At 43.8% G+C, this 6,525-nt stretch carries 4 protein-coding genes; all 4 read right to left on the bottom strand.

Annotation, left to right across the window (positions count from 1 at the left end):
• Window positions 1-77 precede the first annotated feature (77 nt).
• The 4 genes from GPK60_RS12610 to GPK60_RS12595 all read right to left on the bottom strand — a co-directional run bounded on the left by GPK60_RS12610 (window position 78) and on the right by GPK60_RS12595 (window position 6,525).
• Window positions 78-908 (bottom strand): Rpn family recombination-promoting nuclease/putative transposase, encoded by an 831-nt coding sequence (locus GPK60_RS12610; protein WP_215660444.1) that lies wholly within the window; start codon window positions 906-908, stop codon window positions 78-80.
• A gap of 658 nt (window positions 909-1,566) precedes the next feature.
• A complete protein-coding gene (larE, locus tag GPK60_RS12605) occupies window positions 1,567-2,373 on the bottom strand; it encodes an ATP-dependent sacrificial sulfur transferase LarE (protein WP_022119830.1) in 807 nt (268 codons plus the stop codon).
• Window positions 2,374-2,479: 106 nt separating this feature from the next.
• Entirely contained in the window at window positions 2,480-3,208 is a 729-nt protein-coding gene (locus tag GPK60_RS12600; RefSeq protein ID WP_215660442.1) for a hypothetical protein, read from the bottom strand.
• A 125-nt stretch (window positions 3,209-3,333) separates the two neighbouring features.
• Window positions 3,334-6,525: an SMC family ATPase gene (locus GPK60_RS12595; RefSeq protein ID WP_215660439.1), complete on the bottom strand. Its 3,192-nt coding sequence runs from the start codon at window positions 6,523-6,525 to the stop codon at window positions 3,334-3,336.

The following is a 6,525-nucleotide window of genomic DNA, read 5'->3' as shown; positions in this document are numbered from 1 at the left end:
CTTTTGCAAACAGTCTTTTAAAACACTCGGCATTTCAATTCTTTACACCTGCCAGGAAACCACCGACAACTTTTTATTTACACCTCAAGTGGTTTCGGCAGTTCGGTTATCTCCTGTGCTTCTTGTTCTGAAAATCCTTTTTCAATCAGTTTCTTGTATACACGAATTTTTTCTTCCTCTTTTCCTTTTTCCATTCCCATTTTTTCAAGTCTTTCTGCTACATCACACATGCTGTGCACTCCTTTCTTTTCCTGAAATATTGTCTGATACCGTTCATCCCTTGTCATAACCCGAAGCAATTTCAGTACTTCATCTACATGCTTAATTTCCGTTGGATCATCCGGGATATAATTCTTATGTTTTCTTTTCTGAACAAAAAAATTTGCCACGACTTTAAAATCGCTGTGGAAGCGACTGATCTCTTCTTCTGTAAGCCATGCGATTTCAAATACTTTCATTTCATAATCATTGATATACTCATCCAGCCCTTCCGGAATTTTCATCAATCCTTTGATATTCTTTTTTCCACGCCAATGATGATCTGTGCCAAAATATAATACAATGGTCATGACCGGCAAAATTTCTTTTCTGTCATCCAGTAACTGACTGCGATATGCCGCGCCGTCATATCCTATGATGCGAAACGGCATATATTTTTTTACATTGCTTTGGTTTTCGATTCCGCAAATCGCCAATTCGACTTCTTTTTCTTTCCAGTATTTTATTACATCTCTTTCCAGTTCATGCACTTTTCCGTCCTCTGCTTTATATTGAGAATGAACCTGTGCATTTTTTAGAGATTCCGGTAAGATTCGTTGCTCTCCTTTGAAAACCAGTCCGTTTATAATATCTGCAAATACATCATTATAATCTTCCAGTATTTTTTCGGTAATATCTTTTTCTCCCATAGGCTGCTCCTTTTCTTTTTGTATTGATTCAAGTGGAATGTACGTGAAACCTGACACGTAATTCTGATCAGCTTTGCTGATATTTTCCTGATACAAAACAGCCTGAGATATCAAAATCGTGAAACTTATTTTATAACGAACCATTTGCAAATATTGTTTTATCAAAAAGTTTTCTTACAATGTCACTTTTTTATTTTTCAAGCCGCTTTGTGCAGGTATGAAATTTTGTTGGATTTTCCTGCCGAACGGCAATGAAAGTTAGATAGAATTTATTTAAAACTATTTTGTGATTATTATACATGAATAAGCGATCTATGTCAATCTTTTTGAATCCAGTAATCTATATTACTTTTTCAAGTTTTCCAGACAGCAAAAAAACAGCCATGATGAACTCGAAAACAATCGCTCTGACGGTAGCAAGGCTTCCGTCGTGAGGTTTGCGATGTTGCCGCCCCAAGGAGCCGCTGTCTGAGCCTCGAAGAGGCGAGTTTAGGCGAAGGGCGGCTAACAGGCGAGCGAACCGAACAGGAAATGCAGCGTGTCAGGAGATTGTTTTCGAATCATCATGGCGTTCTATTTTACATATAAGTTTTCTTAATGCCCATCTTCTTGCTCTTCGGACAAGAAGCATCTCTCGCTCTAAAGAGCTCGGTCAATTTTAATCTGTTTTGATCGTTTCGTTCATGCTTCCCATGCGGTATCCCTGAAGATCCAGGGTCACATAGCTGAAACCGATTTTCTTGAATTCAGAAACAATCTTTTCTCTGTTTGCATCTTCCATCAGTTTCAAAAATTCGGACGGCATCACTTCGATCCTTGCCATCTGTCCGTGGATGCGGACACGCAGCTGATGGAACCCCATGTCCAGAAGCAGCTGTTCTGCCTGGTCTACCATGGAAAGTTTGCTCTCTGTGATCTCTTCTCCGTAAACGAAACGTGAGGAAAGACAGGCAAAGGACTGTTTGTCCCAGGTCGGAAGTCCCATTTCTTTTGAAAGATCACGGATCTCCTGTTTTGTCAGCTCTACGTGGCGAAGCGGACTTTTTACATGAAGTTCTGCCACTGCCTGCAGTCCCGGGCGATAATCGCCGTTGTCATCCATATTGGAACCTTCTGCAACATATTTGATATTGTTTTCCTTTGCAATATTTCCGATTTTTTCAAACAGTTCATGTTTGCAAAGATAACAGCGGTTCTTTGGATTATGGGAAAATCCTTCGATCTGTAATTCTTCTGACTCGCAGATAATATGTTTGATGCCTTCTTTTTTGCAGAATGCTTTCGCTTCTTCCAGCTCACGTTTCGGAAAAGAGCAGGACTGTGCCGTCACTGCGATTACCTGATCTCCCAGCACATCGTGTGCCACTTTCAGAAGAAAGGTGGAATCCACACCGCTCGAAAATGCGATTGCCACGCTTCCGAGTTCTTTTAAATATTCCTGTAATGCCTCTAATTTTTTATTCATATTTGTTTTTTCCTTATAATTATTATAATACCAGGAGCAAAAGCCTGAAACCGTGATGTGCCTGTGCATAAGCTACATCATCCGGGAGGTTCCTGCACAATTCTTTTCACTGTTTCTTGAGCTGTACCGCTGCATTTTTATTCCTCAGTTCCAGATAACCGCACTCGGTCAGATATTCCAGGCTGTGCAGTGTAAAGGTTCCTCTGCTCATCGGAACTTCCAGCCACTCTTCCAGTACCTTTTTCCACGGCATCCACTTGTGTCGGTGCTGTTCTGAGGTATATTTATAATCTCCGATACAGTCTCCCAGTCGGTAAGCTGCCAGCACATAATTGTACATAACCGGGCTTTCTTTGTACAGTTTTTCCGGACGTGGATGTTCCTGCTCTGCAAGTGCAGGTACAAATTCCTGATCCAGACCAAGCATCCAGTTCAGAAACGGATCATAAAGATAATATACCGATGGAATGTAAGGGAATTCCAGCGTTTCCAGTTCCCTGTCCTGTAAATCTGCTTTATATTTCACGATAATCTTTGCATTGAGCAATTCTCTCTGTGTGTAAATCTCCTCTATCTGGCTACATTTCAGAACGGTCCTGCGAACTTTATTTTTTTCATTTTTGAGATAAAAAATTTCCCCTTCGCCGTACCCGAACATATATTCAAAAGAATCCGGTGCCGTGCGGCGAATTGGCGAATATACCATGTGATACTGGTTAAAAGTTCCTTTCATGGACTTTCTTGCTTCCAGATCAAAAATTTCCGGTATTTCTTCCATCGCCCAGATTCGAACCGGCCATTCAGCCATTGTCGGGCGTTTGTCAACAACGATCACTTCTGTCTTTTTCTTTTTGTTTTGTATGTCCTGTCCCCTCCTTTCTCCATACTCATATCATGATGTTTGGGTCAAAAGACGCCATACGAGAGTACCTCTGATATCTTTTGATACCTGCATCCGATTTAACTGATCTGCCAGCGGGTATGGCTTCCCTGATCGTCTTTGGTCACGATCAGCTGATCTTCGATCTCCTGCTTCAGTTCCGTCACATGCGAAATAATACCGATCAGTTTCTCGCCTTCTGCCATGTTCTGGAGGACTTTTACTGCCTGATCTCTGGAATGTTCATCCAGTGATCCAAAGCCTTCGTCGATGAACATCATATCAAGATTGATCGCTGCGGAACTTTCCTGGATCTGATCTGCCATGCCAAGTGCCAGGGAAAGTGCCGCCATAAAGGACTCGCCACCGGAGAGCGTTCGCACTTCACGGACTTTTCCGGTCACAGCAGAATAAACCATCAGATCCAGACCTCTGTTTTTGCCTGTTCCGGCTTTGTCAATATCGCACATCCGCAGTTCAAACTGTCCTGCGGACATGTCCTGAAATCTCTGGTTTGCCGCTTCCAGGATCTGCTCCAGATAATGCCTTTGTACATATGTTTCGATATCCATTCTGGAGTTTTTCCTGTTTCCGGACAGAAGCTGATACAGTCCGTTTATTTTTTCATACTGATGCATCACTTCACTGCGTTCTTCCATCTGCGGTTTTAATGCCTGGCAGACTTTCTGATCGATCCGCCAGATTTCCTGCCATTGTTCCAGAACACGCTGACTTTCTTTCCACGCCGCTTCTGCTGCTTCACTGGTTTTTTCCAGTTCTTCCAGGACTGGTTTTGGCTGTTCGCCGATCGCTGCCCTGGCAGAATTTATCAGGCTTTCGGCTGCCGCTTTCTGTCTGCCGTGGTTCTGTGCATCCTGTTTCCATTTCTGCACCTGCGTTTTGGTGTAAGTTCCGGTCAGTTCCATCCAGGCCGTTTCCGGAAAATGTTTTTCTTCCAGAATTTCCAGGTAAGCCTGCTGTCGGATCTTCTGCTCTTCCATCTGCTGAGGGATTTCTTTTTTATACTTTGCAATTAAGGTCTGTGCCCGGTTTTCCTGTTCCTGTGCTTTTTGCAGTCTCTCCTCTGCCCGCATGACAAGTACATCTTTTTCCTTTTTGGCGGTATCTGCTTTTGCATACGCCGCCTGTGCTTCCTGCTGATTCTGGTAATCTTTTGATCCTTCCAGGCTCTCCAGCATCACACGGCTTCGCTCCAGAGCGGTTTTGGCATCTGCTGTTTCTTTTGCGGACTGCTCAAGCTTCTCCTGAAATTGCTCTTTCTGCTTTTCTGCTTTTGTAAGGGCAGAAAGAAGCATCTGATACTCGTTCACTTCTTTTTGAAGCTGTCTGCCTTCTGCTTCCATTTTTTTACTCTGATGCAAAAATTCACCTTTCATCTGCTCCAGAAAGTCTGCACGTATTTCTTCTAAATCCAGAACTTCTTTTGCCCTGCTGCGGAGATGTTCAAAACTTTCCCCGGCATTTTTCTGTTTTTCTTCCAGAAGGCTCCCTGCGGCTTCTGCCGCCGCTGCCGCCTGTTCCTGTTTTCCCCGCAGCTGCTCTGCCTGAAGGGCCAGCTCCTCGATCATCTCTTTTGTCAGATTCTGGTGTTCTTTTTCAAGCTTACACGGAGAAGGATGCTCTGTGGAACCGCAGACCGGACACGGGCACCCTTCCTTTAACTCCTGTGCCAGAAAACCTGCCTGAGCATTTAAAAAGATCTTTCGTTTCTGCTCGTAAACGGCATTTTTTTCTTCAAATTCCAGGCTGGCCGCCCGATAGGCAAGACGTCTTTTTTCTGTCGTCTGCTTTTGTGTTTTGTATTCTTTCTCCGTTTGTTCTGCTCTGGAAAATTCCGTTTCCAGCAAACCGAAATCTTTCTGTTTTGCCTGCCATAAAGCAAGATTTTTCTCCGACTGTGCAAGCTGCTGTGAGCGTTCCCGCCACGCTTCCTGCTGTTTTTCAAGTTGCTCTTTTTTTGCTTTGAGTGCTCGCTCTTTTTCTTCTGCGTTTTGGACCGCTTTTTCTTTTTGAATCACATCCTGCCCGGCAGCTTCCATTTTTGTAAAGACTTCCATGGCTTTTTTCACTTTTTCTTCCACTTTGGTAAAAGCCGCAACTTCTTCTTCCTGCTGATGTTTTGCATCTTTTGTATTCTGTATACAGAGTTTTGTATCTTCCATAAGGTTCGGAAGCTGTTCTGTCTGTTCCTGAAGGTCTGATCTCAATTTTTCCAGCATTTTCTTGCAGTCCAAAAGCCGCTGATAAACTGCCTGTACCTCCCAGGCGTCTTCGACCCGAACCGCCAGTTCCTGCTGTTCTGTGATCGCTTCTTCCTGCCCTTTTAAGCTCTGCAAGGTCTTTTCTGCATCTTCCAGCTGTACAAAAGATTTAAGAAGCTGAGAAGCTTTCGCAGCGGCATCCCTTGCATGATCACGTTCCTGACTTCTCTTTTCCACGGTCTTTTTTGCTTCTTTCGTCCGCTTCGAAAGCTCCTCGCACAGAAGTTCCAGTTTCTCCAGAAACTGCTCCAGGACCGTTACCGAAAAATCTTTTGATTTTTCCAGTTCTTTTTTCTTTTCTTTTAAAAATGCCGTCTGTTCCAGACCTTCCGGAAGTTCTGTGCGGCTGATCTCGGCAATACACCGCATGCGGATCTGATCGATCTCTGCCTGTTTTTCTTTTTTGCGTACGGCAAATTCATTTTTGATCTCCTCGTACAGACCGGTGTGAAACAGCTTGCGGAAGATCATTTTTTTATCATCTGATTTTGCACGCAGAAGTTCCATGAATTCTCCCTGAGCGATCATCGCAACCTGCATAAACTGCTCTTTTGTCAGTCCGACAATCTCCATCAGTTTCGCATCCGTCTCTTTTGCCGGATATTCGCTGCCGTCCGGCATGGTAAGTGAAACTTCCTCACTGACCATTTTTTCGCCGCTGCCGCGTTTCAGCGGACGTACATGACGCGGAATGCGTTTCACGGTATAAAAATCGATCTCAGTTCCGTTTTTCTCAGAAAAAGTCAGGGAGACAAACGGCTCCGTTCCGATCTCCACAAACTGACTCTGAAGTTCCGCACCGTTTTTCTTATTTGCATTGGAGCTGGCTTCTCCGTAGAGAGCAAACACAATCGCATCAAAAATCGTTGTTTTTCCGGAGCCGGTATTTCCGGTGATCAGGAATAAATTCTGATCCGGTTTTTCAAAATCAATCTCGGTTCGGTTTCCATAGGAACCAAACGCCTGCATCACAAGTTTTAACGGCCGCAT

Source organism: Ruminococcus sp. MCC718 (genome assembly GCF_018783905.1).
Taxonomy (GTDB): domain Bacteria; phylum Bacillota; class Clostridia; order Lachnospirales; family Lachnospiraceae; genus Hominisplanchenecus; species Hominisplanchenecus faecis.
This window is presented reverse-complemented; position numbering and strand designations above follow the sequence as displayed.

Coding starts and splice junctions, on each gene's coding strand:
- GPK60_RS12595 (WP_215660439.1), bottom strand. CDS start 6,525: ATGCGGCCGTTAAAACTTGTGATGCAGGCGTTTGGTTCCTATGGAAAC.
- larE (WP_022119830.1), bottom strand. CDS start 2,373: ATGAATAAAAAATTAGAGGCATTACAGGAATATTTAAAAGAACTCGGA.
- GPK60_RS12610 (WP_215660444.1), bottom strand. CDS start 908: ATGGGAGAAAAAGATATTACCGAAAAAATACTGGAAGATTATAATGAT.